General features: G+C 37.4%; 25 protein-coding genes. 2 read left to right on the top strand and 23 right to left on the bottom strand.

The features are described 5' to 3' along the window. Position 1 precedes the first annotated feature (1 nt). The 19 genes from spoVAEA to AC6CHV_RS11830 form a co-directional block, all read right to left on the bottom strand. Positions 2–592 (bottom strand): stage V sporulation protein SpoVABEA, encoded by a 591-nt coding sequence (gene spoVAEA / locus AC6CHV_RS11740; protein ID WP_341330985.1) that lies wholly within the window; start codon positions 590–592, stop codon positions 2–4. Between the two features lie 5 nt (positions 593–597). Next, positions 598–948, bottom strand: coding sequence for a stage V sporulation protein AE (spoVAE, locus tag AC6CHV_RS11745; RefSeq protein ID WP_341330984.1), 351 nt, complete (start codon positions 946–948; stop codon positions 598–600). 3 nt (positions 949–951) lie between these two features. Then, positions 952–1,968, bottom strand: coding sequence for a stage V sporulation protein AD (gene spoVAD, locus AC6CHV_RS11750; RefSeq protein WP_498078943.1), 1,017 nt, complete (start codon positions 1,966–1,968; stop codon positions 952–954). A gap of 23 nt (positions 1,969–1,991) precedes the next feature. Next, positions 1,992–2,453: a stage V sporulation protein AC gene (gene spoVAC, locus AC6CHV_RS11755; RefSeq protein ID WP_341330982.1), complete on the bottom strand. Its 462-nt coding sequence runs from the start codon at positions 2,451–2,453 to the stop codon at positions 1,992–1,994. A 38-nt stretch (positions 2,454–2,491) separates the two neighbouring features. Next, a complete protein-coding gene (locus AC6CHV_RS11760; protein ID WP_498078944.1) occupies positions 2,492–2,911 on the bottom strand; it encodes a stage V sporulation protein AB in 420 nt (139 codons plus the stop codon). After that, a complete protein-coding gene (locus AC6CHV_RS11765; RefSeq protein WP_341330980.1) occupies positions 2,901–3,521 on the bottom strand; it encodes a stage V sporulation protein AA in 621 nt (206 codons plus the stop codon). The genes AC6CHV_RS11760 and AC6CHV_RS11765 overlap by 11 nt, the downstream gene beginning before the upstream one ends. A gap of 133 nt (positions 3,522–3,654) precedes the next feature. Further along, positions 3,655–4,413, bottom strand: coding sequence for an RNA polymerase sporulation sigma factor SigF (gene sigF, locus AC6CHV_RS11770; protein ID WP_099351763.1), 759 nt, complete (start codon positions 4,411–4,413; stop codon positions 3,655–3,657). 12 nt (positions 4,414–4,425) lie between these two features. Then, a complete protein-coding gene (gene spoIIAB / locus AC6CHV_RS11775) occupies positions 4,426–4,866 on the bottom strand; it encodes an anti-sigma F factor (RefSeq protein ID WP_341330979.1) in 441 nt (146 codons plus the stop codon). Further along, positions 4,866–5,216, bottom strand: coding sequence for an anti-sigma F factor antagonist (gene spoIIAA, locus AC6CHV_RS11780; RefSeq protein WP_099360595.1), 351 nt, complete (start codon positions 5,214–5,216; stop codon positions 4,866–4,868). Before spoIIAA ends, spoIIAB begins: the two co-directional genes overlap by 1 nt. 127 nt (positions 5,217–5,343) lie before the next feature. After that, positions 5,344–6,504 carry a D-alanyl-D-alanine carboxypeptidase family protein gene (locus tag AC6CHV_RS11785; RefSeq protein ID WP_341330978.1) on the bottom strand — a complete coding sequence of 387 codons (1,161 nt, stop codon included), beginning with the start codon at positions 6,502–6,504 and terminating at the stop codon, positions 5,344–5,346. Between the two features lie 104 nt (positions 6,505–6,608). Next, positions 6,609–7,910 carry a pyrimidine-nucleoside phosphorylase gene (locus AC6CHV_RS11790; protein ID WP_341330977.1) on the bottom strand — a complete coding sequence of 434 codons (1,302 nt, stop codon included), beginning with the start codon at positions 7,908–7,910 and terminating at the stop codon, positions 6,609–6,611. A gap of 40 nt (positions 7,911–7,950) precedes the next feature. After that, complete coding sequence (locus tag AC6CHV_RS11795; RefSeq protein WP_498078945.1) at positions 7,951–8,763, bottom strand: purine-nucleoside phosphorylase; 813 nt, start codon at positions 8,761–8,763, stop codon at positions 7,951–7,953. 2 nt (positions 8,764–8,765) lie between these two features. Further along, complete coding sequence (gene deoB, locus AC6CHV_RS11800) at positions 8,766–9,959, bottom strand: phosphopentomutase (protein WP_498078946.1); 1,194 nt, start codon at positions 9,957–9,959, stop codon at positions 8,766–8,768. Positions 9,960–10,250: 291 nt separating this feature from the next. Beyond that, positions 10,251–11,141, bottom strand: coding sequence for a site-specific tyrosine recombinase XerD (gene xerD, locus AC6CHV_RS11805; RefSeq protein WP_498078947.1), 891 nt, complete (start codon positions 11,139–11,141; stop codon positions 10,251–10,253). 6 nt (positions 11,142–11,147) lie between these two features. Beyond that, positions 11,148–11,375, bottom strand: coding sequence for a YqzK family protein (locus AC6CHV_RS11810; RefSeq protein ID WP_309101073.1), 228 nt, complete (start codon positions 11,373–11,375; stop codon positions 11,148–11,150). Between the two features lie 278 nt (positions 11,376–11,653). After that, positions 11,654–12,124, bottom strand: a complete 471-nt coding sequence (gene fur, locus AC6CHV_RS11815; protein ID WP_099360602.1) for a ferric iron uptake transcriptional regulator — start codon at positions 12,122–12,124, stop codon at positions 11,654–11,656. 114 nt (positions 12,125–12,238) lie between these two features. After that, positions 12,239–12,886, bottom strand: coding sequence for a stage II sporulation protein M (gene spoIIM / locus AC6CHV_RS11820; RefSeq protein ID WP_341330973.1), 648 nt, complete (start codon positions 12,884–12,886; stop codon positions 12,239–12,241). 964 nt (positions 12,887–13,850) lie between these two features. After that, positions 13,851–15,017 carry an endonuclease Q family protein gene (locus AC6CHV_RS11825; RefSeq protein ID WP_341330972.1) on the bottom strand — a complete coding sequence of 389 codons (1,167 nt, stop codon included), beginning with the start codon at positions 15,015–15,017 and terminating at the stop codon, positions 13,851–13,853. Between the two features lie 7 nt (positions 15,018–15,024). Continuing rightward, positions 15,025–15,576, bottom strand: coding sequence for an NUDIX hydrolase (locus AC6CHV_RS11830; protein WP_341330971.1), 552 nt, complete (start codon positions 15,574–15,576; stop codon positions 15,025–15,027). A gap of 89 nt (positions 15,577–15,665) precedes the next feature. Here AC6CHV_RS11830 and mciZ point away from each other — a divergent pair, with 89 nt between their 5' ends. Further along, positions 15,666–15,809, top strand: a complete 144-nt coding sequence (mciZ, locus tag AC6CHV_RS11835) for a Z-ring formation inhibitor MciZ (protein WP_341330970.1) — start codon at positions 15,666–15,668, stop codon at positions 15,807–15,809. Positions 15,810–15,908: 99 nt separating this feature from the next. Continuing rightward, entirely contained in the window at positions 15,909–16,832 is a 924-nt protein-coding gene (locus AC6CHV_RS11840; RefSeq protein WP_341330969.1) for an aldo/keto reductase, read from the top strand. A gap of 33 nt (positions 16,833–16,865) precedes the next feature. Here AC6CHV_RS11840 and AC6CHV_RS11845 read toward each other — a convergent pair whose 3' ends face one another. The 4 genes from AC6CHV_RS11845 to AC6CHV_RS11860 form a co-directional block, all read right to left on the bottom strand. After that, positions 16,866–17,114, bottom strand: coding sequence for a DUF3886 domain-containing protein (locus AC6CHV_RS11845; protein WP_341330968.1), 249 nt, complete (start codon positions 17,112–17,114; stop codon positions 16,866–16,868). A gap of 90 nt (positions 17,115–17,204) precedes the next feature. Continuing rightward, on the bottom strand, positions 17,205–17,861 hold the full coding sequence (locus AC6CHV_RS11850) for a 3-oxoacid CoA-transferase subunit B (RefSeq protein ID WP_498078948.1): 657 nt from the start codon (positions 17,859–17,861) through the stop codon (positions 17,205–17,207). A gap of 13 nt (positions 17,862–17,874) precedes the next feature. Continuing rightward, positions 17,875–18,564 carry a CoA transferase subunit A gene (locus AC6CHV_RS11855; RefSeq protein ID WP_341330966.1) on the bottom strand — a complete coding sequence of 230 codons (690 nt, stop codon included), beginning with the start codon at positions 18,562–18,564 and terminating at the stop codon, positions 17,875–17,877. 12 nt (positions 18,565–18,576) lie between these two features. Further along, entirely contained in the window at positions 18,577–19,764 is a 1,188-nt protein-coding gene (locus tag AC6CHV_RS11860; protein ID WP_341330965.1) for an acetyl-CoA C-acetyltransferase, read from the bottom strand. Positions 19,765–20,071: the final 307 nt, after the last annotated feature.

Raw genomic sequence — 20,071 nt, forward strand, 5'->3', positions numbered from 1 at the left:
TTTAGTTGTCGTTGTTTCCTTTCCGATCGTAACCACTCCTTTCGAGTATTAGATCCACTGCCTTTCTTGTAATTGGGGCACCAATTTTAATATCATCCTTACGTGCCATTTTTCCAATATCTCCAATACCCACAATTATTGGAACATCCAGTTCGTCTAGACAATATACGGTATCTCCGTTTATTCGACCAATGTCAAATTCAGTTAACCCGCTCTTGTCTACACCGTATTCCGTTAGATTACCGTCCCGGTCAATACATATATCAACCTTTGCCCATTCTGTTTGATGCGTTTTCGATGCTACTGCAATAATGCCTAATACTTCAATTTTCGGATGCGTTGCGACAAACTTTAATGCATGCTCGCCAGCACCTTCACCCAAATACCCACTATCATCAAACATCACAAAAACAGGGTCATGGGGGGATTGAAGGATGTATTCCACCATTTCATTTCCTGTTAAGGTGGTTGGATTTCCTTGTGAATTAGAAATACACCGTCCTCCCACCTCTTTTGCAATATATTCTAATGTTTTTTGTGCATATTCATCGCCATCTGTTACTAGAATGACTCTTCTTCTAGTTTCGTCCATATATGCTATCCTTTCGCTCTGAAGATCAATGCAACTAAGAAAGAGAACAATATTGCGGAGGATATACCAGCAGACGTCAATTCAAAGATTCCCATAGCGATTCCTATAAAACCATGATCCTCTGCACTTTGCATGGCACCATGTAAAAGGGAATGACCAAAGCTCGTAATTGGAACAGTTGCACCAGCGCCTGCAAATCTTATTAAATTGTCGTATAAATCAAATCCATCTAAGATTGACCCAAGTACGACAAAAATACTCATTACATGAGCAGGTGTTAATTTTGCAAAATCAAGTAAGAGTTGTCCTACAATACATATTGCTCCTCCGACTAAAAAAGCATATAAATATTCCATATCTTACTCACCACCCTGTACTCTTTCCAAAACAACACCATGTGCGATTGTAGGAATTGTTTCTTTTTGTTGTATCATGGTTGGGCTAAGGAGTGCACCCGTTGCAACAATGAAAACTTTATTTAAATTGCCGCTAATTAATTCTTTGACAATATGTCCATAGGTTACAATTGCTGAACACGCACAACCACTTCCACCCGCAAAAACTTCCTGGTCTGAATGATACAACATAAGCCCACAATCATTATATTTATTACCTAAATCATAGCCTTCTTCTTTAACCATTTCCTTCAAAATAGGGCTTCCTACACCTGATAAGTCACCAGTGACAATCAAATCATATTCATCTTGATTGATTTTTAAATCCTTAAAATGTCGAATGATGGTATCTGCAGCAGCTGGTGCCATTGCAGAACCCATATCAAATGGATTTGTTATTCCTAAATCCATGACCCTTCCAATTGTTGCAGATGTAATTCGGATTGGACCTTTCTCTTTACTTACAAGAGCTGTTCCCCCACCGGTAGCTGTAAATGTTGCAGAATCAGGCTTTTGTCCACCATATTCAGTTGGATATCGGAATTGCCTTTCTGCTGTCGCATTATGACTGCTAGTAGATGCTAGTATACGGTTTGCAAATCCGGCATCGACTAATGCTGATCCAACAGCCAGTGTCTCCATAGATGTGGAACAAGCACCAAACATACATATTAGAGGGATTTGGTGGTGTCTCGCTGTATAGTTTGTCGTCACGTTTTGATTTAACAAATCACCTGCTAAAAAGAAATCTATATCATCATTTGTTAAGTTTACTTTTTGCAGACAAGAATCAACAGATTCAACCATTAGTCTTCTTTCAGCTAATTCCCAAGAATCTTCACCACAATGCAAATCATCATATTTTATATCAAAACTAGCGCCTAAAGGACCTTGACCTTCTTTTGGTCCAACCGCCGTACCCGTTGAATTTAAATAGATTTGGTTTTTATATACCCATGTTTGTTTTCCAACTAGCCTCATTAAAGTCCACTCCTTGCAATCATTCAAGAAATTGTGAGCCTAAAGAAGTATCGAATAATCCCCACAATATACGCAGAAACAGCTCCAAATACGATAACACTTCCTGCTAGCTTAAACATATTTGTGGCGATCCCTAATACGATACCTTCACTTTTATATTCCATTGCGGCACTCGTCATCGAATTTGCGAAACCTGTTACAGGAACTGCAGACCCCGCTCCTGCAAACTGACCAAGTTTATCGTATAGACCAAAGCCAGTTAGCAAGGCAGAAATTAATATAAGGGTTGCTACAGTTGGATTTCCAACATCCTTTTCTGAAAAGTGAAAGACCGTCATATAGAAATTTTGGATTCCTTGTCCGACACAGCATATCGCTCCACCTACAAGAAATGCTTTAAGACAATTAATAAAGTATCGTGGCTTTGGCTGGTACTTCTTAATACTATTTTTATAATCGTCTTTGATCTTTTTCTTAGTAGCCACTTTATGTTCACTCCTCGCGTGCAAAATATAAGAATATGTTATTTTACAAAATAGATCCATTGGAACAAGGACCCAACAATTTTTCCGAAAACAATCGCCATGACCAATATTACGATTTTATTTTCAATCCCAATTCTTTTAGCTAATATCGGAAAAACATTCAATACCTCAGTAAGAGCAGCAGCCAACATACCAACGAATATCCCACTCGCTAATCCCACTGGAACTACTACCAGATCCCATAAATAAAAGATCTGATCATTCAGAGTAAACCAGCTACCGAATACAGCACCGAGCATTACACCCCATTCATAAAAACGAATGAATTTCATCGTTTTCGTTAATTGTGTAAGCCTTGGGATGATCCCTAATACTGCCAAAAAGGCAACAAAACCTCCACCAACCGCTAGTCCACTTCCTAATCCAAGAAAGATAATAAGAAGGACCTTAATTGTCATCGACGTGCTTCATACTTTCTTTATTTTCTGTAATAATGAGATAGTTATCTAAATCCTGTTGGTAATTAAACATTTCTACTTCAAGTGGACTTGGTTCTTCGTTAAGACGTTTGCGGAAGAAGTGATTAAAAAATAAAATCATCCCTAGACCTAAACCTATTGAATACGGTATTTGAAAAAGCAATGGTTTTAGAACCTCATCACCAGTAATCATAGTATAGATGCGAATATGAACCTCCCTCATCGATACATCTTCATGGAAATTCATCATGGTAAGTGCAGCTCCAACAAATAATAAAAACCAAACGGCCACAAATAGTGCAGGTGTAAACCTTCTTTTCTTTATGGCAATTTCAATGATTGTTTGTGCAGGCCCTACCGTTTGAACATCAATTTGGGGAAATTGTCTTCTAATCTGATCGATCACCTTCATTACATCAATGACAACAATGTTTTTGTCTTTTTTACTTACTTGATGAATGACGATATTTTTAATTTCCTGTGCAACCTTTTCTTCCGCACTAATCTGTACGATTTGTCCTATTTTTATTGTTGCATTGGGTTGTACTAGTACGCGATGGCGCATTCGGAGATAAATTGATTTTTCCATCTCTTTCACACCCTACACATTGTTTTCCTTATATATGTAGTATGTTAAATCTTTATCTTCTAATGCGATTAGACAGCAAACTCCAAGAATTACCACGTCTTTATTAAATGAGAAAAACAAAAAACCGAATGGATTAAACGTCCATTCGGTCTTTCATTTGCTGCAATATTTTTTTCTCTAGTCGGGATACTTGAACTTGGGATATACCAAGCCTCGTCGCGACTTCGGATTGGGTTTGATCCTTATAATAGCGAAGGAAAACGATTAGTCTCTCACGCTCGTCTAACTCGCGAATTGCTTCTTTTAAAGCAATCTTATCAAACCATTTTGTTTCATTATTATCTGCTATTTGATCAAGTAATGTAATTGGATCACCATCATTTTCATATACAGTTTCATGTATAGATGAAGGTGCTCGACTTGCCTCTTGTGCTAAAACAACATCTTCGGGAGTAATTTCCAAGTACTCGGCTATCTCTGCAATCGTAGGAACCCTACCAAACTGCTTTGACAATTCATCCTTGGCTTTTCGGATTTTATTTCCGGTCTCCTTTAAGGAACGACTCACCTTTACCGTTCCATCATCTCGTATAAAACGTTGGATTTCACCGATAATCATTGGTACAGCATAGGTTGAAAATTTCACGTCATATGATAAATCAAATTTATCAACTGACTTCAAAAGTCCAATGCAGCCTATTTGAAACAAATCATCTGGTTCATAGCCTCGATTTAAAAACCTTTGTACAACAGACCAAACTAACCTCATATTCTTTTGGACGATTAAATCACGTGCTTCCTGTCGTCCTTCTTGACTGAGTTTGATTAGATTCTTAACTTCATTATCTTTTAAATACGTTTCACTTTTGGTGTTCTTGACCTCCACATCCATTGGCAAGTCTCCTTAATTGCATAACGCTTTACTCTTTGATAAATGCTTTGTTAGCCGTAATGTTGTACCTCTAGCTGAACCTGTTTCTACATCAAACTCATCCATGAAATTTTCCATGATTGTAAAGCCCATACCCGAGCGTTCGAGTTCTGGCTTTGTTGTAAACAATGGCTGCCTTGCTTCCTCGAGATTATTAATTCCAATTCCTTCATCTCTTATGGTGATATATACAGTACTGTCTTCAATTTTGCATGAAATATAAACAATCCCGCTTGGGTCACTTTCATATCCATGAATAATTGAGTTTGTTACGGCCTCAGACACAACTGTCTTAATTTCTGTGAGTTCGTCTAAGGTTGGATCGAGTTGTGTAATAAATGCTGCTACTGCAACACGAGCAAATGATTCGTTTTGGCTTAGTGCAGAAAACTGAAGGTGCATTTCGTTTTTCATTACGCCACCCCCAATGACTGAAGCGCAAACGACTCACTACGCTCTAATCGAATGATTTTGAAAAGTCCTGACATTTCAAATAAACGTTCGACCTGCGGAGAAATTGAACAAACAACCATTTCTCCACCTAAATTTTTTATTTGTTTGTATCTTCCTAAAATGACACCTAATCCTGAGCTATCCATAAAAGTAAGCTTTTCAAGATTCAATAAGATGTGATTAATTTGATTACTTTCAATCGTATCTGTCACCTTTAATCGTAATTCTTCAGCTGTATGATGGTCTAGCTCACCTGTAAGCCGAATACATAACACATTGTGTTTTACCTCAAGTTCAATACCAAGACTCACTTTACAATGCCTCCTTAAAATCGTATAGTGAGTCTTTTCGCTATTTACATGGTAGAATCCTTCTAGATGACAAAACTAGTGTTCATTCGGCAAAAAAAGTAGGTATTTATTAAAAGAAAAGGATTCCTTATGGAGTTCTATTAAACGACCCCATTGTACGCTTAAATAATTTCCACCAACTAGCAGCATCAATATCTTTGTCCGCAACAAGAGGGCTTTCACTTAATACTTTTCCATCTTTTTTAATTACCAATTTTCCAATATCGTCACCTTTTTTAATCGGCGCATTTAGCTTTTCAGCGACAACCACTTCTTTTTGTACATCATCAACTTTTTCACCTTTTTTCGTTAATAGTGAAATTGGTTCTGACGTAACAAGCTTTATCCTTTTTTCACTACCCTTACTTACCTTTGCTTCAGCAACTTCCTGATTGCGTTCATATAAAGGATGTGTCTTGTACTGACTAAATCCAAAATCAAGCATTTTTGTTACTTGTGCATTACGATCTTTTGGTGTTGGGGCTCCAAAGATAACCGAGATCAGACGCATATTTTCCTTTTCGGCAGTAGCTGTTAAGCAATATTTTGCCTCTGTTGTAAAGCCAGTTTTTAAGCCATCCACACCTGGATAGAATCGGACAAGGCGATTGGTATTAACTAGCCAAAACTTATTTTCAGTGTTTTGACGTAAATAATCCTCGTATTGACCCGTGAATTTAGTAATATCCTCGTATTTTAGCAATTCCTTTGCCATGATTGCCATGTCGTGGGCAGAGCTATAATGATTTTCCGCAGGAAGGCCAGTTGGATTTTGAAATAAAGTATTTTTAAGGCCTAATTCCTCCACTTTTTTATTCATCATTTCAACGAAAGCTTCTTCAGAGCCTGCTATCTTTTCTGCCATGGCTACTGATGCATCATTTCCTGAACCGATTGCAATTCCTTTTAACATTTCTTCAACCGTCATTTCTTCTCCTGGCTCAAGGAAGATTTGTGATCCACCCATAGATGCGGCGTGTTCACTTGTTCTAACTTTCTCAGAATAGGTGATACTACCTTTATCAAGAGCTTCCATGATTAACAGCATTGTCATGATTTTTGTCATGCTCGCAGGGGAAAGCTTTTCATCACTATTTTTCTCGTAAAGTACCTTCCCTGTATCACGTTCAATAAGAATTGCAGATTTTGCATTATTCGCTAAATCAACAGTTGATTCCTGTGCGGAAGCGAAAGGGCTAAAAGTAAAAATTATCAGTGTTGAAATTAACAGACTAAATACGCGTTTCATCTCCAAACCCTCCATTCTTTATACCTTCCCATTTTTTCCAAGAAATTAAAAAATATACAAAAAATAAAAAAACCGAGGATTTTATCCTCGGTATCAATGTAAATTTATGAAATTTTATCAATGATTAATGTTGGTGCTGTTACTGGATTTTGTGAGATCAAGATACTCTCTGAAAGTTTCTTTTTAATCTCATCAATATTTTCAAAATTACTATGAATGGTTACTAAGCTTTCGCCTTTTGATACTTTGTCGCCAATTTTCTTTCGAAGTACAAGCCCAACAGCTAAATCGATAGATGATTCCTTCGTTGCTCTTCCAGCACCTAAAAGCATCGCCGCTGTTCCGATAGAATCAGCAATAATCTCTGAAACATATCCTTCTGATTCAGCTTCAAATTCAAATTGGTATTTTGCTTTTGGAAGTTTATCCGGTGAATCTACGACAGATGGATCTCCACCTTGTGAAGATAAAAAAGTTTTAAAGGATTCTAGTGCTTTCCCATTTTTAATGGATTCCTCAAGCAAGTTTCTAGCTTCTTCAAGAGTGTTCGCTTTTTTTGCTAGTACCACCATCTGGCTTCCTAAAACGAGGCAAAGCTCTTGTAAATCATCAGGACCTTCCCCTTTTAGCGTGTCGATCGCCTCTTTAACCTCAAGTGCATTACCAATTGCAAACCCAAGCGGTTGGCTCATATCTGAAATAATTGCCATCGTATTGCGGCCTACATTATTCCCGATATCAACCATTGTTTTTGCTAATTCCTTTGCATCGTCCAAATCCTTCATAAATGCACCTGCACCTGTTTTTACATCTAAAACAATTGCATCTGCTCCAGCTGCAATTTTCTTACTCATAATTGAGCTTGCAATCAATGGAATGCTGTTTACAGTAGCTGTAACATCCCTTAGCGCATATAACTTTTTATCTGCAGGTGTTAAATTCCCACTTTGACCGATGACAGCTACCTTATTTTGGTTGACAAGACGAATAAATTCTTCATTATTAATTTCTACATGAAAGCCTGAAACTGATTCTAATTTATCTATCGTTCCACCAGTATGTCCTAAACCTCTTCCTGACATTTTTGCAACTGGAACCCCTACTGACGCAACGAGTGGCGCAAGCACCAATGTGGTCGTATCACCTACACCACCCGTGCTATGCTTGTCAACTTTGATCCCTTCAATTCCTGAGAGGTCAATTGTATCACCAGACTGAACCATTGCCATGGTAAAATCTGCTTGTTCCTGCTTTGTCATTTCCTTAAAAAAAACAGCCATCGTAAAAGCACTCATTTGATAATCAGGGATTTCACCATTTGTATATCCGGAAACAACAAATGATATTTCTTCTGATGTCAATTCCTTACCATCACGTTTTTTTTCGATTAGATCTACCATTCTCATTGTTTTCACCTTTTTCTATTCTCTATTTTTATTAGCTGATCTAGATTTTTTTTACAATCTGTTTTACTAGTGATAAAAAGTCAGTTTTTACTTTTTCTGTTGTTTCAATTACTTCATCATGGGTTAGCGGCTGATCTAAAATGCCTGCTGCCATATTTGAAATACAGGAAATTCCTAGTACTTTTAAATTGGCATGACGTGCAACAATTACCTCAGGAACTGTTGACATCCCAACGGCATCGCCTCCAAGTGTGCGAAGCATTTTAATTTCTGCAGGCGTTTCATAAGATGGACCAGTCATACCAACATAAACGCCTTCTTTGATTGATATATTCAATTCATTTGCCACTTCTTTTGCAATTGTCCTGAGTTCCTTTGTATATGCTTCAGACATATCTGGAAATCTTGCTCCAAACCTTGTATCATTTGGCCCAATTAATGGATTTTGACCAAAATTCAAATGATCCGAAATAATCATTAAGTCGCCTGGTTGAAACGATTCATTCACTCCTCCTGCGGCATTTGTAACAACTAGAGTTGTGACACCTAACTCTTTCATAACGCGAACAGGAAATGTGACTTTATCTAGACTATAACCTTCGTAAAAATGAAATCGTCCCTGCATGGCTACAACTGATTTTCCTTGTAAGGTACCAAATACGAGTTGACCGGCATGCCCCTCAACAGTAGACACTGGAAACTCTGGAATTTGGTCATATGCCACTTTAATTGGATTTTCAATTTCATCCGCCAAAACACCAAGTCCTGAGCCTAGTATCAACCCAATTTCAGGTGTAGTAGGGCTTTTCTCTTTTAAAAATTGTACAGATTTATCAATAACGTTCATATCCATTCTTATTTTCCTCCATTAATTTCTTGTAGAAAGCTTTTTCCATGTTTAGGTGGTGTTACATTAAAATTATTCGCTACTGTTGCACCAACATCCGCAAACGTTGAACGTAATGGTAATTCCTTTCCACCATCCATTTTTTTGTTGTAGACCAGTAAAGGCACATATTCTCGTGTATGATCTGTTCCAGTATGAACCGGATCGTTTCCATGGTCTGCTGTGATAATTAATAAATCGTCATCAGTAAGTTTTTCAAATACTTCCGGTAAACGGGCATCATACTCCTCCAAGGCTTTTCCATAGCCTATAGGATCCCTACGATGTCCAAACAATGCATCAAAATCAACCAAATTGACAAAGCTCAGGCCTGTAAAATTCATATCAAGTGTTTCAACTAATTTATCCATTCCATCCATATTTGACTTTGTTCGTAGTGATTGAGTGACTCCTTCACCATCATAAATATCTGATATTTTTCCGATTGCAATCACATCAAACCCACTATCACTTAATTCATTCATTACAGTTCGTTCAAACGGCTTTAAGGCATAATCATGACGGTTTGATGTTCTCGTGAATTGACCAGGTTCCCCAACAAATGGACGAGCGATGATGCGTCCTACCATATATTTTTCATCTAGTGTTAATTCACGTGCAATTTCACAAATTTTATAAAGTTCATCTATCGGTACTATCTCCTCATGTGCTGCAATTTGTAAAACTGAATCTGCAGAAGTATAGATAATTAATTTCCCAGTCTTCATATGCTCTTCACCGAGTTCATCAAGAATTTCGGTACCCGATGCTGGTTTATTCCCTAAAATTCCGCGCCCTGTACGTTTTTCAATTTCATCTAATAGCTCTTTTGGAAACCCCTCAGGGAAGACCTTAAATGGTGTTTCGATATGTAAACCCATGATTTCCCAATGTCCTGTCATTGTATCTTTTCCATTTGATGCTTCTTGCATTTTTGTATAGTATGCAAGTGGCTCGTCTTGTACAGGTATTCCCTTAATTTCTCTAATATTACTTAGGCCAAGCTTTGCCATGTTAGGCATATGTAAACCATTCATTTTTTCCGCAATATGTCCAAATGTATCTGAACCTTCATCACCAAATTTTTTTGCATCCGGCGCTTCTCCAATTCCAACAGAATCCATGACAATTAGAAATATTCGCTTATATGTATAATTAGACATGTAAATCCCTCCCAAATATATTCTATGTTGTATTTTTCCCTTCTAGCTTCAAGTTACTCATTATTTCATACATGCACACATGTCAGAAGTCTGACATCTCAAAGTATACGTGTGAGAGTATGTATTTTCAAGTAGATTATGAGTGTAATAGTCAAATTGATAACATTATTTTAACAAATGTCCTATTCTATAAAATTTATTGTTTTTAAATATAGAGTGATTTCCGCTCCTGGTTCTCTCTGGCCTAGGACAATCCGTAAAAAAAAGCTAGACGATTTGTCTAGCAATCTACTATGCACGCGGATGATATGTTTTATAAACATCCTTAAGACGCGTTTTTGTAACATGAGTATATATTTGCGTGGTTGAAATATCTGCATGTCCGAGCATCTCTTGCACAGCTCGTAGGTCTGCACCATTTTCCAAAAGATGCGTCGCAAATGAGTGACGAAGGGTATGTGGTGTAAGTTCTTTTTCAATTTGAGCTTCTTTAGTAATTTTCTTTAAAGTTTTCCAGAATCCTTGTCTTGTCAAGCGATTACCATGATGATTCACAAAGAAAGCGTCCGTTTTTTTCCGTTTCACTAGTTGAGCACGACCATTATCTAAATAAGCTTGTAATGCCTTTGTTGCAACACTTCCAAGCGGGACAATTCGCTCCTTATTCCCTTTTCCAAGACATCTGATGAAACCCATTGATAAATGGATATCGGCTAGATTTAAGTTTATGAGTTCACTAACACGAAGACCTGTCGCATATAAGAGCTCAAGCATTGCCTTATCACGAATACCAAGTGGGTTGTCCAATTTAGGTGCATCTAACAATGCCTCTACTTCAGAAATATTTAATACCTTTGGTAATTTGCGTTCTGCTTGCGGCGTTTCAATCTGTTCAGTAGGATCATGGTCAGTTATTTTATCACGAAATAAAAATTTATGAAATGACCGTATCGACGCAATATTTCTAGCCAACGTTCTTGAAGAATTCCCTTGTTCTTTTAAATGCTTCAAAAAATGAATAACATGAAGACGATTTACATCATTAAAGGCAGTAATATTTTCAACCTTGTTTACATACTGATAGTACTTTTTTAAATCTCGTTCATAGGACTTTACTGTATTTGTTGCAAGTCTTCTTTCGACAACTAAATAATGCAAATAATCCTTTAGTTGATCTTCCACTAGTCTCTACTCCCCATTTCGGTAAAAAAACAGTAATCTGTCTAATAGGCCTTCCTCTTTTTCTTCAATCATTGAGGTTGCCTTCACTGAGGAACCTTCTGGCTCATCATATTTGTGATAATTTTGATATTCCTCATTAATCCATATAATACCATAATAAAAAAGAATTGTGCATCCAGTAAACAATACAAAAACCTTTAACGTATCATATACAACACGAAACCATTGTCTCATCTAGTAATCCTCCAATCAAATACGCCTTGGCATATTTGCGCCCAGATTTCGAGTTACTCAATAAACTTTCTTTGAAAATCCGAAGCATCCACCGAAGGCCTTAACTTTTTTCAGGCAAATATAAAATCCGGCTGAATAAGTTAATACATTTGTCTATTAGAAGATATGCCAATTTTACATGGTTTTATACGTGCTTATCCCATTTTTTCTAATTTCTTTAACATCCTAGTAAATTATGAAAATAAAAAAACCCCTCTCCTCTAAAGGAAAAGGGTGCTTTATTCGAGATTATCAGTTTCTTCTTTAGTCTCTTTATCATGACAACGATGACAAATTCCATGGAAAGTTAATCGATGGTCCTTAATGATAAAGTTCCAGTTCTTTTCAACAATTTCTTCAACGTTCTCAAGTAAATCCTCTTGAATTTCGTCAACAGCACCACATTCGATACATACGAGGTGATGATGGAAATGTGCTGCTCCTTCTTGGCGAAGGTCGTATCTAGATACACCATCTCCGAAATTTATTTTATCAACGATTTTTAATTCTGTAAGTAATTCAAGTGTCCGATATACAGTTGCTAAGCCGATTTCTGGCGACTTTTCTTTTACAAGGAGGTAAACGTCTTCGGCACTTAAATGATCTTCTTCATGTTCAAGCAGTACCCGAACGGTCGCCTCACGCTGTGGTGTAAGCTTATAGCTAGACGAATGCAACTGTTTCTTTATTCGATCAATCCGATTTTCCATGTAAAACTGCCCCTCCCTCGCCGTTACTTCATTATTATACCAGAAGAAGGGGCACTGTCCAAATAAAATAATTATAAATAACAAAGAATAATTATTTTCATTTAATATTCATTCTTACTTATTTATTACATCTATTACCTCTTTCATTAGTACTGGTGAAGCAAATGCCTCAACAGCCGATGCAATTAGAATGACAAAACTAACGGCGACCATTAGGATTGAATATCGTGTAAGTAATTGTAATACAGGCTCGTTCATTCGTTTCATAAACTGCTGGCGAATCATCTTTAATGAGAATGAAACCGCAATTGTTCCTACGATAATAAATGTTGGAATGATTAATAAGTTTTGTGGTAAAACAGCAACAAATGATAAGAGAAATCCGCTCCAATCCATTTGATTAACGAGAAAGCCAACTGTAAAACCAACGACTACCCCTTTTAAGAATAAGAGAATAAGGATAATTGGTAGCCCGATAATGGAGATTCCCAGTATCCACATAAGTCCCACATATTTCAGGTTATGAAGGAAACTTTGTTTGAACATATCGCCGGAATTAGCATAAGTTCCTTCAGATACTTCTCCAAAAAATCGGCTTAAGTAGAAAAAGAGATCTTCTTTTTGACTGAAATTTAAACTATTTACAACAATTGCTCCAAATATGACACCCATTAGGAATAGTACCGAAATAAATAAATATATGGATGAATGTTCCCGAAAATGGCTAGCTACAATTTTTTTATAGGGCTGTTGCTTTCTCATCTATCGTTCCTCCTATCAATCTTCTACTAGATTCTATGAGGAAAAATAGACTTCTATGACAACTTGCCAAAAGTATTTCTAGTAAATCGAAAATTTATAATTAAAAAATCAGCACGTAAAAAGGAATGTGTTTGCTTAGTATAGATTGCTAGAATAAAGTGTCTTCAAGTTCAAGAAAGGTAGAATGATTTAAAAAGAACAAAATGTGAAAATTTTCCACTATTGTATCGTTTTTTTAGTAAATAAGCGAGAAAATCATACATAAAAAAGGATTGCGTATGCTTTTATATTAATCGGCAGCATGAAGTCATTCTCAATATCCATAAAAAGGGAATAGTGATTTCAAAAGTGATTAAATATGTGAAAAATTTTCCACTTGTGTATTGTTTTTAAGTAAAAATGCGATAAATGCATTCGTAAAAAGGGAATGCGTATGCTTTTAGATAGATTGACAGTATGAAGCCATTCGCAAAATCCAAAAAACGGGAATAGTGAGTTCAAAAGAGATTGAATATGTAAAATTTATCCACTTGTGTATCGTTTTTAAATAGAAAAGTGATAAAAGCATTCGTAAAAAGGGAATGTGTATGCTTTTAGATAGATTAACAGTATGAAGCCATTCGCAAAATCCAAAAAACGGTAAAAGTGATTTCATAAGAGACAAAGAATGTAAAAACTATCCATTTGCGTATTGATTTTAATTAGAATGGCGATAAATGCATTCGTAAAAATGGAATGCGTATGCTTTTCTATAGATTCGCAGTATGAAGTCATTCGTAATATCCATAAAAATGTAAAACAGACGACTATTACGTTCCTTGAGAATACAAAATACCCTTATTCGCACGACGACAACAGCTATCGTCAAGTTGCTAATAAGGGTGCTAATTACATAACCATTTTGTGACTGTATTAAATACTATGCAGTAACAACGTTTCTACAAAATAACCGATAGACTCCCTTTTAGGAGTCAACTTTTCCATATTTTCCGCCTCCGCCTGATTTTAGACGAAGTTTTCCTTCTCTAGCTTGAATGATAATATCGACGATCTGGGCTTTGACGACACGTCTAAGTTCTTCTTCGGGAACCTCATGAAGGATGGCCATCTCTGTTTTAAAATAATCTCTAAGTTTTTGTAAGGTTTTCGGTCCTAACCCCGGAATAAATTCGAGCGGTACCTGGTGTACATATGGAGGTCGATTTGGATTTGATTTATCCGTGTTTTTTAACTCCCGAAGCCTATCAAACACCCCTTTGACAAACCCTTGATGACCGCAGCTAGGACACACCTCAGCTGTTACATCCTCAATTATGGTTAAACATTTATCACATGTTGTTTTATGGTATTTCCCTAATAAAGGATCTAACCCATAATTCGCAACAACTTCCCTTCCATCTTGTTGATGGAGTACAAGCCTTAGTTCTTCAAATGTAGGCTCCTTCATTTTCATAATTTGATATTCTCTAGCAATCTTCGGTAACGAATGAGCATCTGAATTAGAAACAAAAGTGAATTGATGCAATTCTATTATTTGGTCAGCCATATCTGTATTCGAGCTCAATCCGAGTTCGATTCCATCAATTAAATTCTCATCAAATACTTCAGTTAACGATTGTTTCACTCCTCGACCATACATACTTTTATAGGGTGTGAATACATGTGCAGGAATAAAAATTCCAGTTAACTCCTTAACCTTACTTTGCAGTTCTCTAGCTCCTACATATATTCTTTGCGAGCTTAAGGTTATGTTTTTCATTCGTTCAGATAGCCAAACCGTAAATTCTTTCATTTTTTCAATCGTTGGCATAAAAGCGAGAACATGGATAGGTCCTTTACAATTCTCATCATAGATTTCAAGCTCACTTCCCAAAATGAGGGTAACATTCTTAAAGCGCAGTCCGCCTTCCTCATAGGGATACACTTCTCCACTTTCGATTAATGTTTCGAGCTCCCCAATGACTTCTGGAACATGGCAATCAATTACACCTATCATATCCATTCCTTTGATTTCGGTGGATTCATGAAGGATATTTCCAATTGTAAGTGATTTAGCACCCGTAATTTTTACGGGTCTACCCGAATTCGTTCTCCCAATATGGATATGGAGATCTACATAATAATTGTTCATCTTTAGCTTATTCTCCTAATGCTTGTTGTAATTGTAGGTACTGCACTGCATAAGCTGTTTTAGCATCATAAATTTTCTTCTCACTTAAAAGCTCAAGGGCTTCTTCCAATGATACCTCAAGGACGTCGACAAATTCATCTTCATCCAAGCTTGCTGGATTTTCAATTTTCTTTAAGTCTTTCGCAATAAAAAGATGAACCAATTCATCTGCAAAACCCGGTGATGTATAAAATGAAATTAAAGGTGTCAATGTTTCACAATCATAACCCGTTTCTTCTTCTAATTCTCTTCTAGCAGTAATTTCAGGTGCTTCGCCTTTTTCAAGTTTACCAGCAGGTATCTCAACAATCACCTTATCAAGTGCTTTTCGATACTGTTGTACCATCACAATTTTCTTTTCATCCGTTATTGCAAGAATTGCAACGGCTCCTGGATGTTTAATAAGCTCTCTTTTACTCGTATGTCCATTAGGCAACTCTACCTCTTCTATATGTAAATCAATAATCTTTCCTTCAAAAAGCACTTCCCTCTTTATTGTCTTTTCTACTAAGTGATCCATTTCGCCAGCTCCTTGTTCTACTAAATCATACTACTTCATACATTTTAGCATAGTTCTTTTCTTATTTTAAAAGTTCATAGGGGGTTGCTATGAAAATTGTGATTGGTGAAAATCGTGTAGCTTTAGTAGGAAAGGCTTGGGAAATTCGTGCAAAACTTAAGGAATATAGCCGTTCCTACCGAACTGTTCAAGAATGGATTAATCAAGGAAAAGGAAATAAAGAGAAAAAATAAGCCCACGATACGTCCCCTTCATATCATTTGTAGTTCTGAAATGAAAAGGATAAGATATGACTAGATGATAGAAGGAAACTAAATCTTGGAGGGGACAGTATGGAAAAAAGAAGAATTGGCACTTCCGATTTATATGTGAGTAAAATCGGGCTAGGCTGTATGTCTGTTGGAACAGAGGAAAAAAAAGCGCTACAACTGATTGATTCCGCATTAGATATGGGAATCAACTATTTAGATACAGCTGATTTATATGATCAAGGGCTTAATGAGGAATTTGTTGGAAAAGCCATAAAGCAGAAAAGACAAGAGATTATACTAGCCACTAAAGTGGGAAATCGATTTGAGGAGGGGAAAAAGGGATGGTCCTGGGACCCTTCAAAAAAATACATAAAATCTGCTGTTAAGGATAGCTTGCGACGCTTGCAAACTGATTATATTGATCTCTACCAGCTCCATGGAGGAACAATGGAAGATCCTATCGATGAGACCATTGAAGCATTCGAAGAATTAAAACAAGAAGGTGTCATACGTTATTATGGAATCTCCTCAATTCGCCCGAATGTAATACGAGAATTTGTTACAAAATCATCCATTGTAAGTGTAATGATGCAATATAGTATTCTAGACCGTCGCCCAGAAGAGCAGATACTTCCCTATCTAAATGATCATCAAATTAGTGTAGTAGCACGTGGTCCAGTTGCTAAAGGGATACTCACCAATCGTCCATTAGAGAATGCTAGTCAAAGTATGAAACAAAATGGATATCTTGATTATGCTTTTGAAGAGCTTGAAACTGTAATTTCGAGTTTAAAGTCCGACTTAGCAGTTGATCGTTCTTTAACCCAAGTTGCATTGCAATATTGTTTGTTTGACGATACTGTTGCTTCAGTTGTTGCAGGTGCGAGCTCCCTTGAACAAATCAAAAATAATGTAGCAGCTGCAAATTCGACACCTCTTACAGCTGAACAGGTTCAGAAGATTAGAGACCTTACAAAAGCATCAATTTACGATCAACATAGATAAATGTATACCCCCACAGTTCCTGTGGGGGTATTATTATTTAAAATCTGACCATTTAAGGCTACTTTCTTCCAATAGTTCCTCAAATGATTTATTCTTTTCTCGTTGTCTACGTTCTTCTCTTTGTCTTTCAATCGCCTCTTCTTGTTTCTTTTGCTCTTCTTCCTTTAACTGCTGTTGAGTATTTTTTAGTTTCGAAACAATATCCTCATTTAGTAAATCTCCAAGACTTAGCTTTTCATCTTTTTGCCTTTTAACAGATGGCTTTTGTTTCTTTTTAGCCATATTATTCCCTCCATCCGTCAACCATTTCACAGCTATTATATCATAAAAAGGTGAATTACCGCTCGGTGGCTACTCGCCAATATTTCTATACTAATACGCGTTTAGGATAACGCTATCATTAACTAGAAGATCGGGCTCTGTAGAAGCCTTTATATCTTCAACCGAAAAACCTTTAGCCACCTCTACTAATTTTAACCCATTTTCTGTTACATCGAGTACGGCACGATCTGTAATAATCCGATTTACAACTCCTTTACCGGTTAAAGGAAGTGTACATTCTTTGAGGATTTTCGCGTCTCCTTTTTTATTTACATGATCCATTATCACAATGATTTTCTGAGCCCCGTGTACGAGATCCATTGCTCCGCCCATTCCCTTAATCATTTTGCCTGGGATCATCCAGTTTGCTAGGTCCCCTGTCTCTGAAACCTCCATTCCGCCAAGAATAGCAATATTAATATGCCCCCCGCGAATCATCGCAAATGATTCTGCACTGTCAAAATAAGCTGCACCAGGAATAGCGGTGACGGTTTCTTTTCCGGCATTGATTAAATCAGGGTCAACATTTTTTTCTGTTGGATATGGACCAATCCCAAGTAACCCATTCTCTGATTGGAGTACAACCTGTTTATTTGAAGAAATATAGTTTGCAACAAGGGTTGGCATGCCGATTCCAAGATTTACATAAAAGCCATCTTCAATTTCTTTTTCAGCCCTCTTCGCAATCTTTTCTCGAGTATTTGTCAAAGCCTACTCCCCCTTATTTAGATAATGTTAATCGTTCAATCCGCTTCTTTTGTTCACCAACAATGAGCCCTTGGACATAGATACTTGGTGTGTGAATCCTATTCGGGTCAAGTTCCCCTATCTCATAGAGCTCTTCGACCTCAGCGATTGTAACCTTACCGGCAGCGGCCATCATTGGGTTAAAATTTCGAGCTGTTTTGTTATAGATCAAATTCCCCATTTTATCTGCCTTTTCGGCACGGACCAGGCTGAAGTCTGCTATGAATGATTCTTCTAATACATATTCTTTTCCATTAAATATTCGGGTTTCTTTTCCCTCAGCAATAGGTGTTCCTACTCCTGCAGGTGTATAAAATGCAGGAATCCCCGCTCCACCAGCTCGTATCTTTTCAGCCAGTGTTCCCTGTGGGACAAGTTCAACCGCAAGTTCGCCTGATAATGCCTGTCGTTCGAATTCTTTGTTTTCACCAACATATGAACCTATCATTTTTGAAATCTGTTTGTTTTGTAAAAGCAGTCCAAGACCCCAATCATCAACACCGCAGTTATTTGAAATTACGGTTAAGTCCTTAACCCCAGACTTGGCCAATGCTAAAATTAAATTTTCTGGAATCCCACATAAGCCAAATCCACCAACCATTATCGTGGAACCGTCCTTGATTTGCTCTACAGCTTCCTGAAACGAGGAATATATTGGTTTCATTAGTACACCCCACTATTCAATATTTTCAACAATTGTTGCAACACCTTGACCGCCGCCAATACATAGGGTCGCTAATCCATAGCGCTCATTACGGCGCTTTAGTTCATGAATAAGAGTGACGAGAATTCTCGCACCACTAGCACCGATTGGATGTCCAAGGGCAATTGCTCCCCCATTTACATTTAAAATATCATGGTTAAAATGAAGTTCGCGGTCAACGGCAATTGACTGGGCAGCAAACGCTTCATTTGCCTCAATTAAATTCATATCACTAACGCTTAATCCAGACTTTTCCATCACCTTTTTCACTGCAGCAACTGGTCCAATCCCCATTATACTTGGGTCAACACCGGCATTTCCGTTTGCTTTAATGGTGACTAATCCTTTAATACCGAGTTCCATCGCTTTCTTCTTACTCATGATAACGAATGCGGCTGCTCCGTCATTTATTCCTGATGCATTCCCAGCGGTTACAGTACCGTCCTTTTTAAATGCGGGACGTAAATTCCCTAATTTTTCAACAGTAGTACCTGCTTTAGGGTATTCATCTGTATCAAAGACAATGCTATCTTTTTTACGTTGTGGAATTTCTACAGGCACAATCTCTTCTTTAAATTTCCCTGCCTCAATTGCCGCTACTGCTCTTTCCTGGCTCCTTGCTGAGAAACGATCCTGTTCTTCTCTTGTAATCTCATATTTATCACATAAATTTTCTGCCGTAATTCCCATATGATAATCATTAAACGCGCACCATAACCCATCGGAAATCATGCTATCAATCATTTTTTGGTCGCCCATTTTAAAGCCATTTCGTGCTCCCTTTAAAAGATAAGGAGCCTGGCTCATATTCTCCATCCCGCCAGCCACTATCACATCCGCATCACCCGCAATGATTGCCTGTGTCGCTATGTGCACAGCTTTTAATCCAGAACCACATACCTTGTTAATTGTCATTGCCGGTGTTTCCTGTAGTAACCCTGCTTTTATCGCAGCCTGCCTTGCTGGATTTTGTCCTACTCCAGCTTGCAGAACATTCCCCATAATGACTTCATCTACAAGCTTTAAATCAACACCTGCCTTTTCCAATGCTCCTTTAATCACGACAGCACCCAGATCTGGGGCTGAAACAGATTGCAAACTCCCTCCAAAACTACCAATCGCCGTTCTGACAGCGCTTACAATTAAAACTTCATTATTCATATCAACATCTCCCTTTACTATTACGTTTTATGTATTCATTACCATATATATTTCTTGATTTTTTTCGAAATACCTCTTATTTTGTCTAATTTCCTATAATTCTTGCTTTCCACGAAATGCCTCTAATAGAATAAGAGTAATAGATCGTGTTCAAAAAGGAGGTTGAAAAGGACCGCGTCGACAAAAACGCCACGTCCTGTGGCATTGTCGACACTAGCACGTCCTGTGCGTCGAAAGTTCAAGGCGGCGCAGCTTTGAGTACCGGAGCGAGGCAACTGCTTGACTTAACATCATTACAGCCTTGCGC

It is taken from the genome of Ferdinandcohnia sp. GQ5 (genome assembly GCF_059759275.1).

Bases quoted from the DNA above. Each gene is read 5' to 3' on its own strand.
- spoVAEA (WP_341330985.1), bottom strand. From the start codon at position 592: ATGGACGAAACTAGAAGAAGAGTCATTCTAGTAACAGATGGCGATGAA.
- spoVAE (WP_341330984.1), bottom strand. From the start codon at position 948: ATGGAATATTTATATGCTTTTTTAGTCGGAGGAGCAATATGTATTGTA.
- spoVAD (WP_498078943.1), bottom strand. From the start codon at position 1,968: ATGAGGCTAGTTGGAAAACAAACATGGGTATATAAAAACCAAATCTAT.
- AC6CHV_RS11760 (WP_498078944.1), bottom strand. From the start codon at position 2,911: ATGACAATTAAGGTCCTTCTTATTATCTTTCTTGGATTAGGAAGTGGA.
- AC6CHV_RS11765 (WP_341330980.1), bottom strand. From the start codon at position 3,521: ATGGAAAAATCAATTTATCTCCGAATGCGCCATCGCGTACTAGTACAA.
- sigF (WP_099351763.1), bottom strand. From the start codon at position 4,413: ATGGATGTGGAGGTCAAGAACACCAAAAGTGAAACGTATTTAAAAGAT.
- spoIIAB (WP_341330979.1), bottom strand. From the start codon at position 4,866: ATGAAAAACGAAATGCACCTTCAGTTTTCTGCACTAAGCCAAAACGAA.
- AC6CHV_RS11785 (WP_341330978.1), bottom strand. From the start codon at position 6,504: ATGAAACGCGTATTTAGTCTGTTAATTTCAACACTGATAATTTTTACT.
- AC6CHV_RS11790 (WP_341330977.1), bottom strand. From the start codon at position 7,910: ATGAGAATGGTAGATCTAATCGAAAAAAAACGTGATGGTAAGGAATTG.
- AC6CHV_RS11795 (WP_498078945.1), bottom strand. From the start codon at position 8,763: ATGGATATGAACGTTATTGATAAATCTGTACAATTTTTAAAAGAGAAA.
- deoB (WP_498078946.1), bottom strand. From the start codon at position 9,959: ATGTCTAATTATACATATAAGCGAATATTTCTAATTGTCATGGATTCT.
- AC6CHV_RS11810 (WP_309101073.1), bottom strand. From the start codon at position 11,375: ATGAGACAATGGTTTCGTGTTGTATATGATACGTTAAAGGTTTTTGTA.
- fur (WP_099360602.1), bottom strand. From the start codon at position 12,124: ATGGAAAATCGGATTGATCGAATAAAGAAACAGTTGCATTCGTCTAGC.
- spoIIM (WP_341330973.1), bottom strand. From the start codon at position 12,886: ATGAGAAAGCAACAGCCCTATAAAAAAATTGTAGCTAGCCATTTTCGG.
- AC6CHV_RS11825 (WP_341330972.1), bottom strand. From the start codon at position 15,017: ATGAACAATTATTATGTAGATCTCCATATCCATATTGGGAGAACGAAT.
- AC6CHV_RS11830 (WP_341330971.1), bottom strand. From the start codon at position 15,576: ATGGATCACTTAGTAGAAAAGACAATAAAGAGGGAAGTGCTTTTTGAA.
- mciZ (WP_341330970.1), top strand. From the start codon at position 15,666: ATGAAAATTGTGATTGGTGAAAATCGTGTAGCTTTAGTAGGAAAGGCT.
- AC6CHV_RS11840 (WP_341330969.1), top strand. From the start codon at position 15,909: ATGGAAAAAAGAAGAATTGGCACTTCCGATTTATATGTGAGTAAAATC.
- AC6CHV_RS11845 (WP_341330968.1), bottom strand. From the start codon at position 17,114: ATGGCTAAAAAGAAACAAAAGCCATCTGTTAAAAGGCAAAAAGATGAA.
- AC6CHV_RS11855 (WP_341330966.1), bottom strand. From the start codon at position 18,564: ATGAAACCAATATATTCCTCGTTTCAGGAAGCTGTAGAGCAAATCAAG.
- AC6CHV_RS11860 (WP_341330965.1), bottom strand. From the start codon at position 19,764: ATGAATAATGAAGTTTTAATTGTAAGCGCTGTCAGAACGGCGATTGGT.